General features: G+C 32.3%; 24 protein-coding genes. 11 read left to right on the top strand and 13 right to left on the bottom strand.

Features of this window, described 5'->3' with window-relative positions; genetic code table 11:
• Positions 1 to 16: 16 nt before the first annotated feature.
• Positions 17 to 1,219 (top strand): ABC transporter permease, encoded by a 1,203-nt coding sequence (locus Q4517_RS07485; protein ID WP_303507917.1) that lies wholly within the window; start codon positions 17 to 19, stop codon positions 1,217 to 1,219.
• A gap of 5 nt (positions 1,220 to 1,224) precedes the next feature.
• Here the strand turns inward: Q4517_RS07485 and dusB are convergent, their stop codons facing one another.
• Positions 1,225 to 2,226: a tRNA dihydrouridine synthase DusB gene (dusB, locus tag Q4517_RS07480; RefSeq protein WP_303507916.1), complete on the bottom strand. Its 1,002-nt coding sequence runs from the start codon at positions 2,224 to 2,226 to the stop codon at positions 1,225 to 1,227.
• Positions 2,227 to 2,291: 65 nt separating this feature from the next.
• Between dusB and Q4517_RS07475 the strand changes: the two genes are divergently transcribed.
• From Q4517_RS07475 to lepA, 4 genes are all read left to right on the top strand, one after another.
• Positions 2,292 to 3,044 carry a prolipoprotein diacylglyceryl transferase gene (locus Q4517_RS07475; protein ID WP_303507915.1) on the top strand — a complete coding sequence of 251 codons (753 nt, stop codon included), beginning with the start codon at positions 2,292 to 2,294 and terminating at the stop codon, positions 3,042 to 3,044.
• On the top strand, positions 3,025 to 4,416 hold the full coding sequence (locus tag Q4517_RS07470; RefSeq protein WP_303507914.1) for a radical SAM protein: 1,392 nt from the start codon (positions 3,025 to 3,027) through the stop codon (positions 4,414 to 4,416). The genes Q4517_RS07475 and Q4517_RS07470 overlap by 20 nt, the downstream gene beginning before the upstream one ends.
• 9 nt (positions 4,417 to 4,425) lie before the next feature.
• A complete protein-coding gene (locus tag Q4517_RS07465; protein ID WP_303507913.1) occupies positions 4,426 to 4,623 on the top strand; it encodes a hypothetical protein in 198 nt (65 codons plus the stop codon).
• A gap of 175 nt (positions 4,624 to 4,798) precedes the next feature.
• A complete protein-coding gene (gene lepA / locus Q4517_RS07460; protein ID WP_303507912.1) occupies positions 4,799 to 6,595 on the top strand; it encodes a translation elongation factor 4 in 1,797 nt (598 codons plus the stop codon).
• Positions 6,596 to 6,689: 94 nt separating this feature from the next.
• Here lepA and Q4517_RS07455 read toward each other — a convergent pair whose 3' ends face one another.
• On the bottom strand, positions 6,690 to 6,959 hold the full coding sequence (locus tag Q4517_RS07455; protein WP_303507911.1) for a hypothetical protein: 270 nt from the start codon (positions 6,957 to 6,959) through the stop codon (positions 6,690 to 6,692).
• 158 nt (positions 6,960 to 7,117) lie between these two features.
• On the bottom strand, positions 7,118 to 7,816 hold the full coding sequence (locus Q4517_RS07450; RefSeq protein ID WP_303507910.1) for a zinc metallopeptidase: 699 nt from the start codon (positions 7,814 to 7,816) through the stop codon (positions 7,118 to 7,120).
• Positions 7,817 to 7,910: 94 nt separating this feature from the next.
• Here Q4517_RS07450 and Q4517_RS07445 point away from each other — a divergent pair, with 94 nt between their 5' ends.
• From Q4517_RS07445 to Q4517_RS07420, 6 genes are all read left to right on the top strand, one after another.
• Positions 7,911 to 8,942 (top strand): asparaginase, encoded by a 1,032-nt coding sequence (locus Q4517_RS07445; protein ID WP_303507909.1) that lies wholly within the window; start codon positions 7,911 to 7,913, stop codon positions 8,940 to 8,942.
• Between the two features lie 253 nt (positions 8,943 to 9,195).
• Positions 9,196 to 9,909, top strand: a complete 714-nt coding sequence (locus Q4517_RS07440) for a MotA/TolQ/ExbB proton channel family protein (protein ID WP_115899965.1) — start codon at positions 9,196 to 9,198, stop codon at positions 9,907 to 9,909.
• A 9-nt stretch (positions 9,910 to 9,918) separates the two neighbouring features.
• Positions 9,919 to 10,356, top strand: a complete 438-nt coding sequence (locus Q4517_RS07435; RefSeq protein ID WP_303507908.1) for a hypothetical protein — start codon at positions 9,919 to 9,921, stop codon at positions 10,354 to 10,356.
• Between the two features lie 6 nt (positions 10,357 to 10,362).
• Positions 10,363 to 10,989 carry a biopolymer transporter ExbD gene (locus Q4517_RS07430; RefSeq protein WP_115899967.1) on the top strand — a complete coding sequence of 209 codons (627 nt, stop codon included), beginning with the start codon at positions 10,363 to 10,365 and terminating at the stop codon, positions 10,987 to 10,989.
• Positions 10,990 to 11,006: 17 nt separating this feature from the next.
• A complete protein-coding gene (locus Q4517_RS07425) occupies positions 11,007 to 11,477 on the top strand; it encodes a biopolymer transporter ExbD (protein ID WP_115899968.1) in 471 nt (156 codons plus the stop codon).
• Between the two features lie 86 nt (positions 11,478 to 11,563).
• A complete protein-coding gene (locus Q4517_RS07420; protein WP_303507907.1) occupies positions 11,564 to 12,232 on the top strand; it encodes a porin family protein in 669 nt (222 codons plus the stop codon).
• On the opposite strand, the gene Q4517_RS07415 is transcribed toward Q4517_RS07420, so the two are convergent.
• From Q4517_RS07415 to rplM, 10 genes are all read right to left on the bottom strand, one after another.
• Positions 12,227 to 12,826, bottom strand: a complete 600-nt coding sequence (locus tag Q4517_RS07415) for a hypothetical protein (RefSeq protein ID WP_303507906.1) — start codon at positions 12,824 to 12,826, stop codon at positions 12,227 to 12,229. The two genes, Q4517_RS07420 and Q4517_RS07415, sit on opposite strands and share 6 nt — an antisense overlap.
• Positions 12,826 to 14,289 (bottom strand): RNA polymerase factor sigma-54, encoded by a 1,464-nt coding sequence (gene rpoN, locus Q4517_RS07410; protein WP_303507905.1) that lies wholly within the window; start codon positions 14,287 to 14,289, stop codon positions 12,826 to 12,828. Before rpoN ends, Q4517_RS07415 begins: the two co-directional genes overlap by 1 nt.
• Positions 14,290 to 14,372: 83 nt before the next feature.
• Positions 14,373 to 15,806: an asparagine--tRNA ligase gene (gene asnS, locus Q4517_RS07405; RefSeq protein WP_303507904.1), complete on the bottom strand. Its 1,434-nt coding sequence runs from the start codon at positions 15,804 to 15,806 to the stop codon at positions 14,373 to 14,375.
• 154 nt (positions 15,807 to 15,960) lie between these two features.
• Complete coding sequence (locus Q4517_RS07400; protein WP_303507903.1) at positions 15,961 to 18,324, bottom strand: RND family transporter; 2,364 nt, start codon at positions 18,322 to 18,324, stop codon at positions 15,961 to 15,963.
• Between the two features lie 98 nt (positions 18,325 to 18,422).
• Complete coding sequence (gene frr, locus Q4517_RS07395; RefSeq protein WP_303507902.1) at positions 18,423 to 18,977, bottom strand: ribosome recycling factor; 555 nt, start codon at positions 18,975 to 18,977, stop codon at positions 18,423 to 18,425.
• A 47-nt stretch (positions 18,978 to 19,024) separates the two neighbouring features.
• Positions 19,025 to 19,735 (bottom strand): UMP kinase, encoded by a 711-nt coding sequence (pyrH, locus tag Q4517_RS07390; protein WP_303507901.1) that lies wholly within the window; start codon positions 19,733 to 19,735, stop codon positions 19,025 to 19,027.
• Positions 19,736 to 19,846: 111 nt separating this feature from the next.
• Entirely contained in the window at positions 19,847 to 20,815 is a 969-nt protein-coding gene (tsf, locus tag Q4517_RS07385; RefSeq protein WP_303507900.1) for a translation elongation factor Ts, read from the bottom strand.
• Between the two features lie 91 nt (positions 20,816 to 20,906).
• On the bottom strand, positions 20,907 to 21,659 hold the full coding sequence (rpsB, locus tag Q4517_RS07380; RefSeq protein ID WP_115899977.1) for a 30S ribosomal protein S2: 753 nt from the start codon (positions 21,657 to 21,659) through the stop codon (positions 20,907 to 20,909).
• Positions 21,660 to 21,803: 144 nt separating this feature from the next.
• On the bottom strand, positions 21,804 to 22,190 hold the full coding sequence (gene rpsI, locus Q4517_RS07375; protein ID WP_115899978.1) for a 30S ribosomal protein S9: 387 nt from the start codon (positions 22,188 to 22,190) through the stop codon (positions 21,804 to 21,806).
• 2 nt (positions 22,191 to 22,192) lie between these two features.
• The gene (gene rplM, locus Q4517_RS07370) at positions 22,193 to 22,648 is read right to left on the bottom strand and encodes a 50S ribosomal protein L13 (RefSeq protein WP_303507899.1); all 456 of its coding nucleotides are present in this window, start codon (positions 22,646 to 22,648) and stop codon (positions 22,193 to 22,195) included.
• Positions 22,649 to 22,768: the final 120 nt, after the last annotated feature.

Below are 22,768 nucleotides of genomic sequence, written 5' to 3'. Positions count from 1 at the left end.
CTAAATTTATTAATGCTTGAACTTCTCTTTATACATAGCTAAACGATACCTGTTTTCAAAAACAAGTACTAATGCGATTAATATTATTACAGCAATAGCTGTTTTTGGTGTTGTGGTTGGTACCTTAGCCTTGTTTGTTGTATTGTCTGGTTTTTCAGGGTTAAAAACGTTTAGTGATTCGTTACTAAATGCATCTGATCCAGATATAAAAATTACAGCATCTAAAGGAAAAACTTTTCAATATTCACAAGAATTAGATAGTGTCTTGCAACAAAATAAAGAGCTAGAAGTAGCTTCAAAAGTTGTTGAAGAACGTGTTTTCTTAAAGTATAAAGACAAGGAGCATATTGCCCAAATAAAAGGGGTAGATTCAAATTATTCAAAAATTATTCCAACAGACTCTTTGTTAACAGTAGGTACTTGGATTGATGAAAAATATAAGAATACAGCAGTAGTAGGGTACGGAATATCGTATAAATTATCGTTAGGGATTTTTAATTTTGGTGAAGCACTTCAAGTTTTAGTTCCAAAGCCAGGAAAAGGATTTATTAATGCGAACAATGCTTTTAGATCTGTGTCAACACAAATAGTAGGTGTGTATACAGGTTCAGAAGAATTTCAGAATAAATACGTTTTTACAGAGGCTTCACTTGCTCAAGAGTTGTTAGGGTATGATGATAATCAAATTACAGGTGTTGAACTTCGTTTAAAAGAAGGGGTGAATTTTGGTACATTCCAAAAGAATTTGCAAAATGTTTTAGGAGATGAATTAAAAGTGCAAACCCGTGCACAGTTAAATACCTTGTATTATAAAGTAATTAATACTGAAAACTTTATTTCGTATTTAATTTTTACTTTAATTGTTGCTATTGCTTTGTTTAATGTCATCGGGTCAATCATAATGATGATTATCGATAAACGTCAAAACCTAAAAACGCTGTTTAATTTAGGAAGTAGTATAAACGATATAAAAAAAATATTCGTACTACAAGGTTTTTTATTAACATTGGTAGGAATGAGTATAGGAATTGTTTTAGGGGTAATTATTGTGCTAATCCAACAACGATTTGAATTGTTAATGATTACACAAAATTTAGCATATCCAGTAGAGTTTAAATGGTTAAACCTGCTGATAGTAGTCATCACAATCTCAGTTCTAGGTTATTTAGCTGCAAAGATAGCAAGTTCTAGAATTTCAAAAAATTTTATTGAGCGATAGAATATTTATCCTATTTCAGGAATTGTTGCATTTCCAAATTTAGTTTGTACTTCATCAAAAGCAGCAAAAACATCTTTAGGATCATCAGAAGTAACCATTTTCATTCTGTATTCTTTAAAATGTGGAATTCCTTTAAAATAATTTGTGTAGTGTCTTCTTGTTTCTACAACACCTAAATGTTCACCTTTCCAGTCAATAGCCATTTCTAAATGACGACGAGCCATATCAACACGTTCAGAAATGGTTGGTTTAGATAAATGTTCACCAGTTTTAAAAAAATGTTTTACCTCATTAAAAAACCAAGGATATCCAATAGAAGCACGACCAATCATACAGCCATCTAATCCGTATTTGTCACGCATTTCCATGGCTTTTTCAGGAGAATCAACATCCCCATTTCCAAATACAGGAATATGCATTCTCGGATTGTTCTTTACTTCAGCAATTGGAGCCCAATCAGCGCTACCTTTGTACATTTGAGCACGTGTACGTCCGTGAATTGAAATAGCTTTACAGCCAACATCTTGTAAACGTTCGGCAACTTCAATAATTCGGATAGAATCATGATCCCAACCCAAACGAGTTTTTACAGTAATAGGTAAGTTGGAGTGTTTAACCATGGCTTCGGTAAGAGAAACCATTAAATCAATATCTTTTAAAATTCCAGCACCAGCCCCTTTAGAAACTACTTTTTTTACAGGACACCCAAAATTGATATCGATAATATCTGGATTCGTTTTTTCAACAATCTCAACCGAACGTAACATAGAATCTAAATTTGCGCCAAAAATTTGAATCCCCACAGGGCGCTCCTTTTCGTAAATATCTAGCTTCATTACACTCTTTGCTGCATCGCGAATCAATCCTTCCGAAGAAATAAATTCAGTATACACCACATCAGCACCGTTTTCTTTACATAAAGCTCTAAACGGTGGATCACTCACATCTTCCATTGGCGCTAATAACAGCGGAAAATCAGGAAGTTCTATGTTACCTATTTTTACCATGCTGCAAAGTTACTTTTTTTTGAGTAATTACGTATATTTCGCTTTTTAACTCACAAACTTTTTTATTGGAACTACCTTTTGAACCTATTTTATTTGGTTATACACTTAATATTCATCTTATTTTAGAATATTTAGCATTTTTTTTAGCCTTTCGTTATTATGTTTTCTTGCGTAAGAAAAAAGAAGATTATATTTCTTCTCATAATAGGTTGTCTATTATTTTAGGTGCAGCAGCTGGGGCTTTGATAGGTTCTCGGTTAGTGGGAGTGTTAGAAAATCCTTTAGTCACTTTTTCTACAGAAAACATGCTTCAAATTTTGAATACAAAAACAATTATGGGAGGCTTGTTTGGTGGTTTGTTAGGTGTTGAAATTGCGAAAAAAATAATAGGAGAAACAAAATCGTCTGGTGATTTGTTTGTGCTCCCAATAATTGTAGGGATTTTCATAGGAAGAATTGGATGCTTTCTTTCAGGAATAAATGAATTTACCTACGGAATAGAAACTAAGTTCTTTTTTGGAATGAATTTAGGTGACGGTATTTTAAGACATCCGGTAGCGTTATATGAGTTGGTGTTTTTAATAATATTATTCATCAGCTTAAAATACCTAAAGAAAGAATACATTTTACAATCAGGAGAACTTTTTAAGTTTTTTATGTTAGCCTACTTTGGTTTTCGCTTTTTCATAGAATTTTTAAAACCAAATACTTTCTTTATACTTAGTTTAAGTACTATTCAAATATTATGTATAGTTTGTTATGTATATTACACGAAATTTATAATTCTAAAAATAAAAAATGCCAGAAAGAAAATATAACTACTACGATTTTACATTGAGTTTATGTCCTGAATGTTTAAAAAGAGTAGATGCCAAAATTGTATTTGAAGACGACAAGGTTTACATGCTTAAACGTTGCAGAGAACACGGAAACTCAAAAGTGTTAATAGCAGATGATGTTGAATATTATAAAAATATCAGAAACTATAACAAACCTAGTGAAATGCCCTATACGTTTAATACAAAAACAGATTATGGATGTCCTTACGATTGCGGGTTATGTCCAGATCATGAACAGCATTCATGTTTAACCGTTGTTGAGGTTACTGATAGGTGTAATTTAACGTGCCCTACCTGTTATGCTGGGTCATCACCTACTTATGGTCGCCATCGGACGTTAGAAGAGGTAAAAGCAATGTTAGATGCTGTGGTAAAAAATGAAAAAGAACCCGATGTGGTACAAATTAGTGGAGGAGAACCAACGATACATCCACAATTTTGGGAAATTTTAGACTATGCAAAATCACTTCCCATTCGGCATTTAATGTTGAATACTAACGGGATTAAAATAGCGAAAGACGTTGCTTTTGCTGAACGATTGAAAACCTATACACCAGATTTTGAAATTTACTTACAGTTTGATTCTTTTGAAGATAGTGTATTGAGAGAGTTGAGAGGAGCAGAATTGAATAGTATTCGCAAGCAAGCACTTGATAACTTGAATAAGTTAAATTTATCAACAACTTTAGTGGTTACGCTTCAAAAAGGATTAAATGATCATGAAATAGGTAAAGTAATCGATTACGCTTTGCAGCAAAAATGTGTGAGAGGAGTTACGTTTCAGCCAACACAAATAGCAGGAAGGTTAGAAAGTTTTAATCCAGAAACAGATAGAATGACGCTTACAGAAGTTAGAAGAAAAATCATGGAACAAACTGATGTTTTTAACGCAGATGATTTAATACCTGTACCCTGTAATCCTGATGCTTTGGTAATGGGATATGCGCTTAAATTAGGAGGAGAAGTGTTTCCGCTAACACGTTATATTAATCCAAATGATTTATTAGATAATAGTAAAAATACCATTATTTATGAGCAAGATGAAGCGTTACATGGAAAAATGGTAGAGTTATTCAGTACAGGAAATTCTGTTGAAGTGGCAGAAGAGAATTTAAAATCAATAATGTGTTGTCTGCCTAATATTGATGCACCAGAGTTAGGTTATGATAACTTATTTAGAATTATAATCATGCAGTTTATTGATGCTTATAATTTTGATGTAAGAGCAGTAAAAAAATCATGCGTGCATATTGTAAATAAAGATAATAAAATTATTCCTTTTGAAACAATGAATCTATTTTACAGGGATGATAAAAAAGAATATTTAGAAGAGTTAAGAAAAGAAATATAAGAAAAAGATATGATATTTTTAGAAGTAGGTGACCTTTCAGGTTTATTTATAATTATTGGATTAATCATGTTTGGTCCACCAGTATTACTTGCTATTATTGGAGCAGCTATTAGGAAAAAAAGTAAAACAGCCTCAAAAATATTTTATATACTAGCTGTTTTATACTTGATAATTGGATTAGGTATATGTGGTAGTATGCTTACTTAAACAAGTTAAAGAAGCTGTTTGATTTCGCTATTTATTTTGTTTGCAGTAGCCTACAAATAAAGTATCTTTGCAAATTAGAAGTAGTTAGAATTACGACGAATGAATCCATGCTAGATATCAAGTAAACAAAAATTTATGTTACATGTCTAGAAATGGCTTGAGAAACTTTAGATGAATGAAAAATATCAGAAATTTTTGCATTATTGCACATATTGATCACGGTAAAAGTACCCTTGCCGATAGGTTGTTAGATTATACAGGTTCGGTTACAGAACGTGAAAAGCAAAACCAACTGTTAGATAGCATGGATTTAGAGCGAGAACGTGGAATTACCATTAAATCGCATGCAATTCAAATGGATTATGTTTATGAAGGAGAGCAGTATATTTTAAACTTAATTGATACTCCAGGTCACGTAGATTTTTCATATGAAGTTTCTCGTTCAATCGCAGCTTGTGAAGGAGCTTTGTTAATTGTTGATGCAGCACAAAGTATTCAAGCACAAACGATTTCGAACTTATATTTAGCCTTAGAAAATGACTTGGAAATTATTCCAGTATTAAATAAAGTAGATTTACCTTCAGCTAACCCAGAAGAAGTAACTGATGATATTGTTGATTTATTAGGGTGCGAGCCAGAAGATGTGATACATGCTAGTGGGAAAACAGGTTTTGGTGTTGATAATATTTTAGAAGCTATTATCAAAAAAATATCAGCTCCAAAAGGTAACCCTGACGCTCCATTGAAAGCTTTAATTTTTGACTCGGTGTATAATTCGTATCGAGGGATTGAAACCTATTTTAGAGTGATTGATGGATCTATTAAAAAGAACCAACAAATAAAATTCATGGCAACCGGAAAACAATATGGTGCCGATGAAGTAGGAACGCTAAAGTTAAGTCAGGTTGTAAAGCAAGAAATAAAAACAGGTGATGTTGGTTATTTAATCACAGGAATTAAAGCAGCAAAAGAAGTAAAAGTAGGTGATACCATTACAGATTTTGCAAATCCAACAGGTGAAAGAATAGAAGGGTTTGAAGATGTAAAACCAATGGTGTTTGCAGGAATTTATCCTGTAGATACAGAGGACTATGAAGAATTACGTGCTTCTATGGAAAAGCTTCAGTTAAACGATGCTTCGTTAGTGTTTCAACCAGAAAGTTCAGCTGCACTTGGTTTTGGATTCCGATGTGGATTCTTAGGAATGCTACACATGGAAATTATTCAAGAACGTTTAGAGCGTGAGTTTAATATGACAGTAATTACTACCGTTCCTAACGTAAGTTATCACGCATTTACGCATAAAAACCGAGATGAAATTATCATCGTTAATAACCCAACAGATTTACCGGACCCATCTAAACTAGATAGAGTAGAAGAACCCTTTATTAAGGCTTCAATTATTACAAAATCTGACTTTGTTGGTCAAGTAATGTCGCTTTGTATTGAGAAACGAGGACAAATTGTAAATCAAACCTATTTAACTCCAGAGCGAGTTGAGTTGATCTTTGATATGCCATTGGCAGAAATTGTTTTCGATTTTTATGACAGGTTAAAAACAGTTTCAAAAGGATATGCGTCATTTGACTATCATCCGATAGGAATGCAAAAATCGAAGTTAGTTCGTGTAGATATGTTGTTAAATGGGCAGCCGGTTGATGCGCTTTCTGCGTTATTACATGCTGATAATGCCTATTCAATAGGAAAGCGTATTTGTGAGAAGTTAAAAGAATTAATTCCACGTCAACAGTTCGATATTCCTATTCAGGCAGCGATTGGAGCAAAAATCATCGCTCGTGAAACAGTTAAAGCTTTACGTAAAGATGTAACTGCAAAATGTTACGGAGGAGATATTTCTCGTAAGCGTAAATTATTAGAAAAACAAAAGAAAGGGAAAAAACGTATGCGTCAAGTTGGTAATGTAGAAATTCCACAGCAAGCGTTTATGGCAGTATTAAAATTAAACGACTAGTTATTTTGAGCTAAAAAATAACAGATATAAAAATAAAGAGCATCAAAATGAAAGTTTTGATGCTCTTTTTATTGGAATTTATGACTATTGAAACCTATTTATCACAAGTAGATCCATTAGCTTCAACAGCTTTCATAACCTCTTCAAAAGAGCTTCCTTCTGGAATTTCATCTGTAACTGTTTGGCCCCCTTCTACAGTCATAGTGATTGTTCCATCACCATTATCGCAATACTCTGTGTTAAGTGTTTGATCAAATCTTTCAAAGACACATTTTCTACAAGTTGTGTTGTTTTCATCATTGTCAGAACAAGAAACTAAAACCACTGATGTTAACATAGCAATCGATAAAATAATTTTTTTCATAGTTTAAAATTGAATAATTAATATTTGTGGCGCGAATATATTCATTTAAGAGTTAGCTGTGAGTGTAAATTTTTTAAAAAAAATATTCAGAACTAAATTAAAACCCTCGTTTTGATAGATTCAAAACGAGGGTTTAATGATTAAATTTCTATATTGACTTAATCTTTATTTCCTAAAATTTGCAAGCCCCAGTATAATAACATTGCTAAAGAACCAAGAGCAGCAACTAAATAAGTTCTTGCAGCCCATTTTAAAGCATCTTTAGAGCCTGCCAGCTCTTCACGAGTTACCATATTTTTATTTTCTAACCAAGCTAAGGCTCTATTACTCGCATCATATTCAACAGGTAAGGTTATAAAACTAAAAATGGTGCCTAAAGCCATAAAAGCTAAACCAGCTAGAGCAATATAAAAACCAATACCAGTACTACCAGAAGCAGCACCAAAAGCGATACCACCTATCACCATCCATTGAGAAAAACGAGAAGTAATACTTACCATTGGCACCAGTTTAGATCGCATTTGTAAGTATAGGTAAGCTCTAGCGTGTTGTACAGCATGGCCAACCTCGTGAGCAGCGACCGCAGCAGCAGCGGCATTTCGTTGGTTATATACAGCTTCACTTAGGTTTACAGTTTTGTTTTGCGGATTGTAGTGGTCGGTTAACATACCTGGTGTAGAAATTACCTGAACATCGGAAATACCGTGATCAGCTAGCATTTTTTGAGCAATTTCAGCACCACTCATCCCATTACGTAAGTGAACCTGAGAGTATTTTTTAAACTTACGTTTTAACGTATTGCTCACTAACCAACTGAATAGCGATATAATACCAATTAGAATATAAAATCCTATCATAATCTATATAGTTTTAAATTTTTGTGTCATTTTTGTTGGTTAAATTTACAACATAAATTATTCCAAATTATTAACGGTATAAAAAAATGTCAAAATGACAAATCAACCTAAAATTTTAACAGTCTACACTGGAGGAACTATTGGTATGGTTAAAGACTACAACACAGGAGCGCTAAAAGCTTTTGATTTCAGTCAAATATCAAGTAAAATACCAGAGTTACAGCAGCTAAATTGCGAAATAGAAACTATTTCGTTTGTTGAACCAATTGATTCATCAAACATGAGTGTAGCTTACTATATTCAAATTGCTGAAATAATCGCAGAAAACTATGACAAGTTTGATGGGTTTGTTGTGTTAACAGGGTCAGATACGATGTCGTATACATCATCAGCAATTAGTTTTATGTTTGAAAACTTGCAAAAACCTGTAATTTTTACAGGTTCACAATTACCTATTGGAGATTTACGTACAGATGCTAAAGAAAATTTAATAACATCTATACAAGTTGCATCAGCCTATGAAAACGGAAAGCCAATCATTCAAGAAGTAGGGTTGTATTTTGAATATAAGCTGTATAGAGCAAATAGAACTACAAAAATAAATGCCGAGCAATTTGAAGCGTTCGCTTCTATGAATTACCCACCATTAGCTGAAAGCGGAGTACATCTAAACTTTAATTATCCATTATTACTTAAGCCGAAAGAAAATCAAAATGATTTAGTAGTAAGAAAGAATTTAGATAATCACGTAGCTATTTTAAAGTTATTTCCAGGTATTACAGAATCAGTAGTTAGAAGTTTTATGAATATTCCAAATTTAAAAGGAATTATTTTAGAAACTTACGGATCAGGTAATGCGCCAACCGAAAAATGGTTTGTTGATTTGTTAGAAGAATCAGTAAATAAAGGAATTTATATTGTTAATGTAACTCAATGTAAAGGAGGAAGCGTAATTTTAGGACATTACGAAACAAGTTCAGAATTAAAACGCATTGGTATTGTTGATGGTAAGGATATTACAACAGAAACAGCCATTGCAAAAATGATGTATTTATTGGGAGAAAAGCTTTCAAAAGAAGAATTTACACATTATTTTCAAACACCACTTAGAGGAGAAATGGTTTAGTTTGTAAATAAATCGTTAATTTTGTGCTTGTAACTGCTTGAAATAGTATAGAAAAGAGTTAAAAAAGGGATGTTTAATAGAAATCATATAGATTTTTTTTAATGTACCAACATTTTTTTGTTACTTGCCACTCTGTAAAATTAAAAGCGTAATAAGTACAAGTAAAGAATTACTTATTTTGTAAAAATTTAAGTTATTCATAGTAAAATTTGTATTTTTAACCCGTTAACTATTTAAAATTAATTATAACAAAATGAAAAAAGTAGTAAATATCCTAACGATTACAGGATTTATGTTTTTAGGAGCTATTCAATCAACTTATGCTCAAGAAGCTGAGAAAACTTTTCACCAAGAGTTAAAGCAACGTTTTATTGAAGGAGACCCTAAGTTTATGGGAATTGTATTGGTAGCCTTAATTTTAGGTTTAGCTATTGCAATTGAAAGAATTATTTATTTAAACATGGCTACAACAAATACTAAAAAATTAGTAGCTAGCGTTGACGAAGCATTAAGTTCAGGTGGTGTAGAAGCTGCTAAAGAAGTTTGTAGAAATACAAAAGGTCCTGTTGCCTCTATCTTTTTCCAAGGTTTAGAGAGAGCTGATGAAGGATTAGATGCTGCTGAAAAAGCTGTTGTAGGATACGGTGGAGTACAAATGGGATTATTAGAGAAAAACGTTTCTTGGTTATCTTTATTTATCGCGTTAGCACCAATGTTAGGGTTCATGGGAACTGTAATTGGTATGATTGATGCATTTGATAGAATTGCTGTAGCAAATGATATTTCTCCAGCGGTAGTTGCAGGGGGTATTAAAATTGCGTTATTAACAACAGTATTTGGTCTTATTGTAGCAATTATTTTACAAATTTTCTATAACTACATTATTTCGAAGATTGATAGTATCGTTAACAACATGGAAGATGCATCTATCTCTTTAATCGACTTATTAGCTAAGTATAAAAAATAATCAATCAATATGAATAGTAAAATATTAACATTACTAGTAGCTGCAATTTCACTTATCGGTGCTGCATTATTTTTAAATGTAGCAAGAATAGATAAAGAAGATTTAGAGGCAGTGTCAAGTGCTGTTTCTCCTTTAGTAACCTATTCTTTCTGGTTGTTAATTGGGGTAGTAGTAACAGCAGTTGTAGCCTCTATGTGGGGGATGCTTAAAAACCCTGCAGCATTAAAAAAAGTATTATTAGGTGTTTTAGCATTAGCAGTTCTTTTTGCAGTGTCTTATTTCTTATCTTCAGATGCACAAGTAATTGGAGCAGATGGAGCAGAATTAGCAGCGCAAGGGAGTACATCTAAATGGGTAGGAACAGGAATTACTTACAGCGTTTTCTTAGGAGTAATAGCTAGTGCATTCTTTGTTTGGGATTTATTAAAAGGAATCGTTAAATCATAAGTTAATATGGCAAGAAGAGAAAACCCAGAAATTAATGCAGGTTCGATGGCAGATATTGCCTTCTTGCTACTTATCTTTTTCCTTGTAACAACAACGATGGATGTAGATTCAGGTATCCCTAAAAAGTTAGCTGAAAAAACTGATGTAAAACCACCAATTATTAAAGAAAAAAATATTTTTCAAGTTAGCATCAACCGTAATAATCAACTTTTAGTTGAGGATCAGGTAATGGAGTTGAAAGACTTAAAAGATGCAGCTATAAAATTTATTGATAATGGTGGAGGTATTGGTAACCCAATGCCAGGAAAAGAAGCAGGAGCTACTTGTAATTACTGTAAAGGTGAAAAAGACCCTGAATCATCAGATCATCCAAATAAAGCAGTAATCTCTGTTGAAAGTGATAGAGGTACTGAGTATGGTACTTATGTTGCTGTACAAAATGAGTTGTTAAGAGCTTATACTGAATTACGTAATAGATTGTGCCAAGAGAAATATGGTATGAGCTTTACTGAATTAGAACAAGCTTTTAAAGACAGCGCAAGAAAAGATGAGTCATTAAGAAGAAAAGTAGAAGATATCAAGTCAAGTTATCCTCAAATTATTTCTGATACAGACCCAACAAACGTTCAATAATAGTAAAACAATAGAGTATGTCTAAATTTAAAAAGAAGAAAAAAGGATTGCCAGCTGTATCTACGGCATCTTTACCAGATATTGTTTTTATGTTATTATTCTTTTTTATGGTAACTACTACCATGAGAGAAACAGATTTACAGGTTGAATCACCTCGTTTACCTAGTGCAAGTGAAGTAAAAAAACTTGAACGTAAAAGTTTGGTGAGTACAATTTATGTTGGTAAAGCAAAGGATCCAAAATATGGTACAGGATATAACAGAATTCAGTTAAACGACAAAATAGCTACTCCAGATGAGGTGCCGTCGTTTATCTATCTTGAAAGAGATAATGTTTCTGAAGCAGAAGTACCTTTTATGACAACTTCAATAAAGGCAGATAGAGAATCGAGTGTAGGTACATTAGCCGATATTCGTGAGAAGTTAAGAGATGTTAACGCTCTTAAATTAAGTTTATCTACTCACAAAGGAGATGTTATTAAGAAGTAATTACTTTTAAATAAAACAAAAAGAGCAATCTAATGATTGCTCTTTTTTTATACAAAAAAGGTATATTTATCGTTAGATAATTATCTATGAAGTACATCGTAAGTTTTTTAATGTTTTTTATGTCTTTACAGCTTTTTAGTCAGAAAGACTCTCTACAGTTAGGTGATAAATATTGGGAAGATCAATTATATATTGATATTACTTATAATTTATTACAAGATCAACCTGATGAAATAGGTAGAACAGGTTTTTCATACGGGTTAGCAGCCGGATATATGAAAGATATACCCTTTAACAGAAAAGGAAAAACAGCTATTGCTCTTGGTTTAGGTTATAACTATGATTCATTTAGTCACGGATTAAAAGTGTTAGAAGGTAATGTTGAAGAGTATGAAACAGAGGCTGATATTACATCTAATAAAATAAAACTTCATAATTTAGAGCTTCCAATTCAGTTTAGATGGCGATCTTCTGATGTAAATACTTACTCGTTTTGGCGTTTTTATGTAGGGTTTAAAGTTTCTTATAACATAAGTAATAACTATCGATACGATTTACCATCAGGACAAGTTAGTTTTTCAAATGCAGAAAAGTATAATAAATGGCAAACAGGTGTAACGTTATCTGCAGGTTACGGTACATTTAACTTTCATGTGTATTATGGACTGTCTCCAATGTTTAAAGATGTGAGTCTTAATGGAAAATCAATAGATAGTAAAATAGTTAAACTTGGTTTAAGTTTTTATCTTTTATAATATGTAATAAGCTATAAAAGGGCTAAATAAGCCAATAAAAAAACCTAAGTACACTTCTCTTACATTGTGAGCTTTTAAGCGCAACCTAGAGCTTGCAAGAATTCCAGACAAGAAAATAAAAGTTACAATTATAGGAAGTACATAAACAGCCTGTATCTGTTGAAATAATAAGAAATATCCAATAGCAACCCCCATAGATAACAAATGAAGGCTTCCTTTAATCTTAAAAGGAAAAAGTAAGTAAATAAAGCCTAAACCAAATACAGTCCCGTAAAATAGATAGCTAATATCTTTTACAACACTCATACTAGCGAACATTTTTCCTAGAATTAAAAACAAAGTCATCATAAAGAAAATAGGAAACTTTCGTTCGTTAATACTGTGTACGCGAAAAGATTTTATATAACCAATAGACTTTAAAAAAACTAACAAAAGCATTGGTATAAGATAAGTAGCAACAAAAACTATTGATAATATTGTATATTTTTGTTGCTTGTTTAAGCTTATTGGTGAAAGTATAAAATATAAAATTATACCTATAGTAGGCATTACAATAGGGTGCAGAATAGTTGATATGAATTTATGCAAACGCATTAAATTTCTTTGCGCAATCTAGCGACAGGAATGTCTAATTGTTCACGGTATTTGGCAACTGTTCTTCTTGCAATAGGATATCCTTTCTCTTTCAAAATCTTTGATAATTTTTCATCAGTAAGAGGTTTTCGCTTGTCTTCCTCTTTAATTACAGTTTCTAGAATTTTCTTAATTTCTTTAGTAGAAACATCTTCTCCTTGGTCATTTTTCATCGATTCAGAAAAGAACTCTTTAATTAACTTTGTACCATAAGGTGTAGAAACATATTTGCTACTAGCAACACGAGAAACAGTTGATACATCCATACCTATTTCATCGGCAATATCCTTTAGAATCATAGGTTTTAACTTACGCTCATCGCCTGTTAAAAAATATGCTGTCTGACGATGCATAATTGCACTCATAGTTATTAAAAGTGTCTGTTGACGTTGCTTTATAGCGTCTATAAACCACTTTGCGGCATCTAATTTTTGTTTTATAAAAAGTACTGCATCTTTTTGTGATTTAGTCTTCTCTTTAGAATCTTGATACCCTTTTAACATATTGTTATACTCTCTAGAAACATGTAATTCTGGAGCATTACGGGCATTTAAAGTTAGGTCTAAATTACCATCAATAATTTTAATTGAAAAATCAGGAACTATTTGCTCTGCTATTTTATTGTTTCCAGCGTAAGAACTTCCAGGCTTTGGGTTTAGTTTGCTTATTTCGTTGATAACCTCTTTTAATTGCTCTTCAGAAATACTGAATTTTTCTAGAAGTTTCTTGTAATGCTTTTTAACAAAATGATCAAAAGCTTCTTCTAAAATTCTTATTGCTAAAACTCTACTTTCATTTTCAGATTTAGCTTTTAATTGAATAATTAAACACTCTTTTAAATTTAAAGCACCAACACCTGTAGGATCTAACTTTTGAACAACATTTACCAAAACATCTTGTACTTTTTCCTCAGCAGTAAAAACATTTTGAGTAAAAGCTAAGTCATCCACTAAATCTATAATATCTCTACGAATATACCCGCTATCATCAATACTACCCACTAAAAACTCAGCAATAGCACGCTCTTCTTCGTTAATTCTAAAAGTATTTAATTGATTTTTTAAAGATTGATGGAAGCTAGTACCTGCTGCATAAGGAATTTGTCTATCTTCATCGTCTGAAGAATAGTTGTTAGTTTGTGTTTTATAACTTGGGTATTCATCGTCACTTAAATACTCATCTATATTTATATCGTCTGCATCTATCTTTTCATTACCCGAATCGTCATAATCAACATCATTGGCTAAAGTGTCTTCAAAATTATCAGGCTCATCTTTACCCGTGTCTAATGCAGGGTTTTCTTCAATTTCTTGTTTCAAACGTTCTTCAAAAGCTTGCGTAGGCAGTTGAATTAACTTCATCAACTGTATTTGTTGTGGAGATAATTTTTGAAGTAACTTCTGATGTAAACTTTGTTTTAGCATATATACAAAGATATGAAATAGGACAAAAAAAATCGTCATTCGTAAAGGAATGACGATTGTTATTTATAAGTTTTATGATTTTTTTAGAAATCAGCGTTTTGTGGCGTTCTTGGAAATGGAATTACATCACGAATATTGCTCATTCCAGTAGCAAATAAAACTAAACGCTCAAAACCTAAACCAAAACCAGAGTGTACGGCTGTACCGAACTTACGAGTGTCTAAATACCACCATAATTCTTCTTCAGGAATATCTAATTCCGCCATTTTTTCTTTTAAAACATCTAAACGTTCTTCTCTTTCTGAACCTCCTACCATTTCTCCAATGCCAGGGAATAAAACATCCATGGCACGAACTGTTTTACCATCTTCATTCAAACGCATGTAAAACGCTTTAATATTTGCTGGATAATCAAATAAAATTACAGGACACTTAAAGTGTTTTTCAACTAAATAGCGTTCGTGCTCAGATTGTAAATCAACTCCCCATTCGTTAACAGGAAATTGAAATTTTTTCTTTTTGTTAGGTTTAGAGTTTCTTAAAATATCAATGGCCTCTGTATAGCTTACACGCTTAAAGTTGTTGTCTACAACAAACTTTAATTTTTCAATTAAGCCCATTTCACTACGTTGTGCTTGAGGTTTAGTTTTTTCCTCTTGCGCTAAACGATTGTCTAAGAAAGCTAAATCATCCTTACAGTTATCTAATACATATTGTAACACGTACTTGATAAAGTCTTCAGATAAATCCATGTTAGCATCTAAATCGTTAAAGGCTACCTCTGGTTCAATCATCCAAAACTCTGCTAAGTGACGTGTAGTATTAGAGTTTTCAGCTCTAAAAGTAGGGCCGAAAGTATATATTTTACCTAATGCCATAGCATAGGTCTCACCTTCTAATTGACCAGAAACCGTTAAGTTGGTCTCTTTTCCAAAGAAATCTTGAGAATAATCAATTTTACCTTCTTCGTTTACAGGAGCTTTGTTTGCCTCAAATTGAGTTACTTTAAACATTTCTCCAGCACCTTCAGCATCAGAACCCGTAATAATTGGAGTGTTTACATAGTAAAATCCGTTTTGTTGGAAATATTGATGTACTGCAAATGATAATGCAGAACGCAAACGCATTACAGCACTAAAAGTGTTAGTTCTTACACGTAAATGAGCATTTTCGCGTAAGAATTCTAAACTATGTTTTTTAGGCTGAATTGGATACTCGTCAGGATTTGAATCTCCTAAAATTTCTAAATTAGTTACTTTAACTTCTACTGTTTGTCCTTTACCTTGACTTTCAACTAAAGTACCCTGTATGCTAACAGCAGCTCCAGTATTTATTCTTTTTAATAAAGTTTCGTCGGTATTTTCAAAATCTACAACACACTGAATATTATTAATAGTAGAGCCATCATTTAAAGCAATAAAACGATTGCTTCTAAAAGTTCTTACCCACCCTTTTACGTGTACTTCTTGTAAAAAATTGTCAGATTGTAATAAATCTTTAACGCTACTTCTTTTCATGTCTTTATATCTTCAATAAAATCAAGCAAAGATACTTTTTTGCTGTTAATTAGCAATAATAGAAATCGAAGAATAAAGAGTTAACTTTTAGATGCTAAGTTTAATAGAAAAAACAAGTATTTATGAGTAAAATATGACTTTCTTGAGACGAATCTTATTTGTCTTCTTTTGGAGGTAATATTTTAAACTTAGTTTCTTTTAAAACTTTCTTGTTTGCTATTTTCTTCTCAAACGAAAGTAGGAGAGAAGGTAACAACAATAAGTTTGAAACCATAGCTAACAATAATGTTATTGAAACTAAACCTCCTAAGGCGATAGTACCTCCAAAACTTGAAACAGTAAACACTAAAAACCCGAAGAATAGTACAATAGATGTATAGAACATACTTACTCCTGTTTCTCTTAAAGCTGAATATACAGCAGGCTTTATCTTCCAATTATTAGCTAGTAGTTCTTGTCGATATTTAGCAAGGAAGTGAATAGTGTCATCTACCGAAATACCGAAGGCAATACTAAAAACTAAAATTGTGGAGGGTTTTATAGGAATGCCAAAGAATCCCATTAATCCACCAGTAATTAGTAGTGGGAGCATATTGGGAATCAATGAGATTAATATCATTTGAGGCGAACGGAACATCCATGCCATAAATATTGAAATTAATATGATTGCTAACGATAGTGAAATAACTAAGTTTTTAATCAGGTAATTGGTTCCTTTCAAGAAAACTAGTGCTTTACCTGTTAGTGAAACATTAAACTTTTCATCTGGAAATTGTTTATTGATTACAGCCTGTAGTCGTTCTTGGATGATGTCCATTTTATCAGTACCAATATCTTTCATAAAGGTAGTTATACGTGCGTAACGTCCGGTACTGTCCACAAAGTTTTTCAGCATTCCTGAATTACTATCTGAGTTTTTAGTGTACGAAAAAATGTAGCTTTTCTCCTGACTTGTTGGTAGTTGATAGTACTTAGGGTTTCCATTATAGTAGGCCTGTTTAGAGTACTTTACTAGGTTGGTGACAGAGATAGGTTTAGACAATTCAGGGAAAGTTTCAATGGTTTCATTGAGCTTTTCCATCTTTTTCAGTGTAGAAAGTTTCATAACACCTTTTTCTCTCTTGGTGTCAATTAAAATTTCTAGGGGCATAATCCCTCCAAATTCATATTCAAAAAACTTAATGTCTTTATAAAACTGTTTCCCTTTAGGCATGTCTTCAATCAAACTACCTGATACACGAATCATATACAGCCCAATCATACTTAAAATAATCACAGAAACTGTAGTAATATAAATGGCTATTCGTTGTTTTTTTACCATGCGTTCCATCCAAGAAACAACATTACCCATCCATTTTTTTTCTAAATGGTTTAAATGTTTTTTCTCTGGAAGAGGCATAAAACTGTATATAATCGGAATGATTAATAATGCTAAAACAAAAATACTAATAATGTTTACTGAAGCTAAAACACCAAACTCTCGCATTAGTCTACTTTTAACAAATATAAAAGTAGCAAAACCTGAAGCAGTAGTAATGTTGGTCATCAATGTTGCATTTCCAACTTTTGAAATTACACGTTGTAATGATTTTGCTTGGTTTCCGTGTTTTTTTACTTCTTGTTGGTATTTATTAATCAGAAAAACTGCATTAGGTACTCCAATTACAATAATTAAAGGCGGGATTAAAGCTGATAATACAGTGATTTCATAACGGAATAAACCCATAAAACCAAAAGCCCAAGTAACTCCAATACTTACTACTAGTAAAGTAATAAATGTAGCTCTAAATGAACGAAAGAAAAAGAAGAAGATAATAGCTGTTATTAGTAAAGCACCAATTACAAAAATTCCCATTTCATCGGTTATATTCTGAGAATTTAAGGTTCTAATGTAGGGCATACCAGAAACACGAACATCTATTTTATGATCTTTTTCAAAAGAGTCTATAGTTGGAATAAGGATGTCAAAAACAAAATCTCTACGGATGGGGGTGTTTACAATATCTTTATTTAAATAAATAGCTGTTTGTAAAGTGCCTTTATCGTTATATAGTAAATTATTATAAAATGGAAGTTTTTCAAAAAGTTGCTTTTTTATATTTTTTATCTCTTCATCGGTTGAAGGAGCTTCTTCAAAAAGAGGTTCAACAACAAATTTTCTTTGTTTTCTATCAGCTTTTAATTGCTGAACATCTGCAACAGAAACAGTAAAATCTACTTGTGGTAAACTATCTAAATCTTTAACAAGCTTATTCCATGCGTTAAATTTAGCAGGTGTAAATATTGTAGAGTCTTTTACGCCTAAAATAATAAGGTTACCTTCTTCTCCAAAGATTTCTAAAAATTTGTTGTACTCAACATTAACCTCATGATCGATAGGAAGTAAATTGGCTTCTGTATAGGAGAAGCGCATATATTTCATCTGAGTGACTAAAAGTCCTGTAATTATAGCAATAGTAATTAAAACTAAGTAACGATTTCGCAACAAGAAGCCTGCGATTTTAGTCCAAAAAGTCATCCAAAAAAAATTTCAGCAAAGTTATGCTAAATGAATGAATTAAACGAAAAAAAGAGCGTCATATGACGCTCTTTTTTAACTATTCTATAATAAAGAAATTATACAGTCATAATCTCTTTTTCTTTTACGGTATACTTTTCGTCGATTATTTTTACATAATCGTCAGTTAATGTTTGAACTTCAGCCTCAGCATTTTTTTTCATATCATCAGAAATGTCCACTTTTTTAATTTCGTTATTAGCATCTTTACGTGCATTACGAATTCCGACTTTAGCGTGTTCTGCTTCAGATTTAGCTTGTTTTGCTAATCCTTTACGACGCTCTTCTGTTAATGGAGGAACGCTGATTATAATATTTTCTCCATTATTCATTGGATTGAAACCGATGTTTGCAAGCATGATAGCTTTTTCAATTTCTTGTAACATATTCTTTTCCCAAGGCTGAACAGAAATAGTTCTAGCATCAGGAGTATTTACGTTTGCTACTTGTGATAATGGTGTTTGAGAACCGTAGTAATCTACCATAATAGTACTTAACATAGCAGGAGTGGCTCTACCAGCTCTAATTCCTGCTAATTCTTTTTCTAAGTGGCTAATAGCTTTATCCATTGCCTCTTTTGTCGAATCTAAAATAAAATCAATCTCTTCGTTCATTTTGTTCGTATTTAAAAACCTCAAATAGTCTGAGGATAATTTTCGATTTATTTGTTATCAACTATTGTTCCAATATTTTCTCCAGAAACTAGTTTTAATAGGTTTCCTTGTTTGTTCATGTCAAAAACAATAATTGGTAATTTGTTTTCTTCACTTAAGGTGAATGCTGTCATATCCATTACTTTTAAACCTTTTTCAATAACGTCTTTAAAGGTAATGTTTTCATACTTAACCGCATCTTTATCTTTTTCAGGATCTGCTGTATAAATACCATCAACACGTGTGCCTTTTAAAATAGCATCAGCATTAACTTCAATAGCTCTTAATACAGCTGCTGTATCGGTTGTAAAGTACGGATTTCCTGTTCCTCCACCAAAAATTACCACACGCCCTTTTTCTAAATGACGGTTTGCACGACGTTTTATATACGGCTCTGCAATTTCTTTAATTTCAATAGCAGTTTGTAAACGCGTATGAATTCCTTCATCTTCTAAAGCGCTTTGTAATGCTAATCCGTTAATACAAGTAGCTAACATTCCCATGTGGTCACCTTGTACACGATCCATACCTTGACTAGCACCAGCAACTCCTCTAAAAATATTTCCACCACCAATAACAATGGCTACTTCTACGCCTTTATTTATAACTTGTTTTATCTCTTGGGCATACTCTTTAAGTCTATTTGGGTCAATTCCATATTGACGCTCTCCCATCAGTGCTTCACCACTTAATTTTAAAAGGATTCTTTTATATTGCATTTGTTTTATTGAAAGTTGTGCAAAGCTACATATTTTTTTTATTCTAATTTTAACACATAAAAAAAAACCATCCAAAAATGGATGGTTTCGTATAAAAATTGTTGTTGAGAATTATCCTAAAGTAACTCTTACGAAGTTTTTAACTTCAACGTCACCATAAGTAGAAACGTATTCTGCAACAGTTTTCTTTTCGTCTTTAATAAACTTTTGATCTAATAAACATTGTTCTTGATCTAAAGTTGTATTGTCAGAGATAAATCTTTCCATTTTACCTGGTAAGATTTTGTCCCAGATTTGTTCTGGTTTACCTTCAGCTTTTAATTGCTCTTTAGCTTCTTCTTCAGCTTTAGCGATAGCTTCATCAGTTAACTGTAAACGAGAAACAAACTGAGGAACGTTCTTTAAAGTTTTACCTAAACGTACTAACTCTTCGTTGTCTTTTTTAATTGCAGCAATTCTAGCTTCAGTTTCAGAAGCTACATAAGCAGGATCAAAATCTTTGTAAGATAAAGAAGTTGCTCCCATTGAAGCAGCTTGCATAGCTAAGTCTTTAGTTAACTCAGCAGCATTATCTACAACAGCAGTTAAACCAACTATAGCAGCAATTTTACCAACGTGAGTATAGGCTCCTACATACGGTGCTTCGATTTTTTCAAAAGCAGTAATATCGATTTTCTCACCGATAACTCCTGTTTGCTCGATTAATTTTTCAGCAACAGTTACTCCACCAAAATCAGCAGCTAAGAACTCCTCTTTTGTGTTGTAGTTAAAAGCGATGTTTACAAATTCTTGCGCTAATTCTTTGAAAGAATCGTTTTTTGATACGAAATCTGTTTCACATGCTAATACGATAGCAACACCGTAAGTGTTATCATCGCTAATTTTTGTAATAGCTACACCTTCAGTAGACTCTCTATCGGCTCTTTTAGCAGCGATTTTTTGTCCTTTTTTACGTAAAATTTCAATAGCTTTATCAAAATTACCTTCAGCTTCTACTAATGCATTTTTACAATCCATCATACCAGCTCCGGTAGTTTCTCTTAATTTTTTTACGTCTGCAGCGCTAATTTTTACTGACATTTCTATCGTTATTTTTTAGTTGTAAATATATTGTTGTACAAAGTTGTAAAAATTTAAAGGTTCCAATGTAATGAAACCTTTAAATTAAAAATTATTTTGCTTCTTCTTTTGCTGGTGCTTCAGCTGTTTTTTCTTTATCAGCTTTAGCTTTTTCTTTGTCAGCTTTTCTTTCAGTTAAGCCTTCAGCAATTGAATCTGTTACATACGATAATACTTTATCGATAGATTTAGAAGCATCATCATTTGCAGGAATTACAAAATCAATTGGTCTAGGATCAGAGTTTGTATCAACCATTGCAAAGATTGGAATGTTTAATTTTTGTGCTTCAGCAATAGCAATGTGCTCTTTCTTTACATCAATTACAAATAAAGCTCCTGGTAAACGAGTCATATCAGAAATTGAACCTAAATTCTTTTCTAATTTCTCACGTTGACGAGTGATTTGTAATTTTTCTCTTTTAGATAATGCATCAAAAGAACCATCAGTCTTCATTCTATCAATAGCAGTCATTTTTTTAACGGCTTTACGAATAGTAACGAAGTTTGTTAACATACCACCTGGCCAACGCTCAGTAATGTAAGGCATGTTTACAGCTTTAGCTTTTTCAGCAACGATATCTTTAGCTTGCTTTTTAGTTGCAACGAATAAGATTTTACGTCCTGAGTTAGCTATTTTTTGTAACGCAGCAGAAGCTTCGTCAATTTTAGCTGAAGTTTTGTACAAATCGATGATGTGAACACCATTACGCTCTGTATAAATGTATGGAGCCATGTTAGGGTTCCATTTTCTTGTTAAGTGACCAAAGTGTACGCCACTTTCTAATAATTCTTGAATGTTTGCCATTTTGATAAATGTGTTTACGTTCTGTTTTCGCAATATTTCAGTAGTTATTAAGTCTGAAATATTTAGATACTAAACTGTTAAAAATTGATTTATAAATAACAGTCTCAAAACATTTGAACACTGAAACAAGTCCAGTGTAAAATATTAACGTTTAGAGAACTGGAATTTCTTACGTGCTTTCTTCTGACCGAATTTCTTACGTTCAACCATTCTTGGATCACGAGTTAATAGTCCTTCTGGTTTTAATACAGCTTTGTTTTCTTCGTTAATAGCTACTAATGCTCTAGTAATCGCTAAACGAATAGCTTCAGCTTGACCAGTAACACCACCACCATATACATTTACTTTAACGTCGTAAGCCTCTAAGTTTTCAGTTAACATTAAAGGTTGTTGAACTTTGTATTGTAAAGTTGGTGTAGTGAAATAGTTTTTAAACTCTCTTTTGTTGACAGTGATGTTTCCACTTCCTTGAGAAACATAAACACGAGCAACAGCTGTTTTTCTTCTACCTATTTTGTGTACAGTTTCCATAATTATTTAAGATCGTTAAGGTTAATAGTTTTAGGTTTTTGAGCTTCTTGATCATGCTCTGTACCTGCGTAAACATATAAATTTCTGAATAACGCACTACCTAATTTGTTTTTAGGTAACATTCCTTTTACTGCTTTTTCGATTAATCTTGTAGGATCTTTTTCGAACATTTCTGTAGCAGTTAATGATCTTTGACCTCCTGGGTAACCTGTGTGACGGATATAAGATTTATCTGTCCATTTTTTACCAGTTAGGTTGATTTTTTCAGCGTTGATAATAACAACGTTGTCTCCACAATCCACGTGAGGAGTATAATTAGTCTTGTACTTACCTCTAATAAGTTTTGCAACTTTAGAAGCTAGACGACCCAATGTTTGCCCGTCCGCATCAACTAAAACCCACTCTTTGTTTACGGTAGCTTTATTAGCTGATACTGTTTTGTAACTTAATGTGTTCATAATTACACGATTAGTTTTTGTCTATTAATAATGATTTTTTCTCCTTTAAAAAGGTCTGCAAATGTACGATTAATTATTTGATTGACAAATAGCGTGTTAGTTTAATTTTTAAGCTGCTTA

Source organism: Tenacibaculum sp. 1_MG-2023 (assembly GCF_030547425.1).
Classification (GTDB): domain Bacteria; phylum Bacteroidota; class Bacteroidia; order Flavobacteriales; family Flavobacteriaceae; genus Polaribacter.
This window is presented reverse-complemented; position numbering and strand designations above follow the sequence as displayed.

Coding starts and splice junctions, on each gene's coding strand:
- dusB (WP_303507916.1), bottom strand. CDS start 2,226: ATGGTAAAAATAGGTAACATAGAACTTCCTGATTTTCCGCTGTTATTA.
- Q4517_RS07470 (WP_303507914.1), top strand. CDS start 3,025: ATGCCAGAAAGAAAATATAACTACTACGATTTTACATTGAGTTTATGT.
- Q4517_RS07465 (WP_303507913.1), top strand. CDS start 4,426: ATGATATTTTTAGAAGTAGGTGACCTTTCAGGTTTATTTATAATTATT.
- lepA (WP_303507912.1), top strand. CDS start 4,799: ATGAAAAATATCAGAAATTTTTGCATTATTGCACATATTGATCACGGT.
- Q4517_RS07455 (WP_303507911.1), bottom strand. CDS start 6,959: ATGAAAAAAATTATTTTATCGATTGCTATGTTAACATCAGTGGTTTTA.
- Q4517_RS07450 (WP_303507910.1), bottom strand. CDS start 7,816: ATGATAGGATTTTATATTCTAATTGGTATTATATCGCTATTCAGTTGG.
- Q4517_RS07445 (WP_303507909.1), top strand. CDS start 7,911: ATGACAAATCAACCTAAAATTTTAACAGTCTACACTGGAGGAACTATT.
- Q4517_RS07440 (WP_115899965.1), top strand. CDS start 9,196: ATGAAAAAAGTAGTAAATATCCTAACGATTACAGGATTTATGTTTTTA.
- Q4517_RS07435 (WP_303507908.1), top strand. CDS start 9,919: ATGAATAGTAAAATATTAACATTACTAGTAGCTGCAATTTCACTTATC.
- Q4517_RS07430 (WP_115899967.1), top strand. CDS start 10,363: ATGGCAAGAAGAGAAAACCCAGAAATTAATGCAGGTTCGATGGCAGAT.
- Q4517_RS07425 (WP_115899968.1), top strand. CDS start 11,007: ATGTCTAAATTTAAAAAGAAGAAAAAAGGATTGCCAGCTGTATCTACG.
- Q4517_RS07420 (WP_303507907.1), top strand. CDS start 11,564: ATGAAGTACATCGTAAGTTTTTTAATGTTTTTTATGTCTTTACAGCTT.
- Q4517_RS07415 (WP_303507906.1), bottom strand. CDS start 12,826: ATGCGTTTGCATAAATTCATATCAACTATTCTGCACCCTATTGTAATG.
- rpoN (WP_303507905.1), bottom strand. CDS start 14,289: ATGCTAAAACAAAGTTTACATCAGAAGTTACTTCAAAAATTATCTCCA.
- asnS (WP_303507904.1), bottom strand. CDS start 15,806: ATGAAAAGAAGTAGCGTTAAAGATTTATTACAATCTGACAATTTTTTA.
- Q4517_RS07400 (WP_303507903.1), bottom strand. CDS start 18,324: ATGACTTTTTGGACTAAAATCGCAGGCTTCTTGTTGCGAAATCGTTAC.
- frr (WP_303507902.1), bottom strand. CDS start 18,977: ATGAACGAAGAGATTGATTTTATTTTAGATTCGACAAAAGAGGCAATG.
- pyrH (WP_303507901.1), bottom strand. CDS start 19,735: ATGCAATATAAAAGAATCCTTTTAAAATTAAGTGGTGAAGCACTGATG.
- tsf (WP_303507900.1), bottom strand. CDS start 20,815: ATGTCAGTAAAAATTAGCGCTGCAGACGTAAAAAAATTAAGAGAAACT.
- rpsB (WP_115899977.1), bottom strand. CDS start 21,659: ATGGCAAACATTCAAGAATTATTAGAAAGTGGCGTACACTTTGGTCAC.
- rpsI (WP_115899978.1), bottom strand. CDS start 22,190: ATGGAAACTGTACACAAAATAGGTAGAAGAAAAACAGCTGTTGCTCGT.
- rplM (WP_303507899.1), bottom strand. CDS start 22,648: ATGAACACATTAAGTTACAAAACAGTATCAGCTAATAAAGCTACCGTA.